1 protein-coding gene is annotated in these 276 nt (G+C 37.7%); it reads right to left on the minus strand.

Features of this window, described 5'->3' with window-relative positions; translation table 11 throughout:
- A partial coding sequence (locus IEQ44_RS18570; RefSeq protein ID WP_227487630.1) for a hypothetical protein occupies positions 1–276 on the minus strand: 276 nt, incomplete at both ends.

A 276-nucleotide genomic window follows, 5' to 3' on the forward strand; every position in this document is an offset into this window, starting at 1 on the left:
ATAAATACTTATGTCTTTTGTGAATTGACCAACCCCTTCATCAGGTGATTTTCTGTGGCCTAATCGTACAATCATCACATTGTCATCTGGTTGTACAATAACATATTGTCCAAGATGGCCGCGCATCATAAAAAAGTGTTTTCCAATAACGTCTTTCATCCACCAGCCGTAACCGTATTCTGGACTTTCTTTAAATCGAGGTGTTACACTTTTTACAGCATAAGCAGAGTCCAGTAATTGCTGGCCATTCCATTTTCCGTAGTCTTTATATAATTT

Origin of the sequence: Nocardioides malaquae (assembly GCF_015070385.1) — a bacterium.
Classification (GTDB): domain Bacteria; phylum Actinomycetota; class Actinomycetes; order Propionibacteriales; family Nocardioidaceae; genus Nocardioides; species Nocardioides malaquae.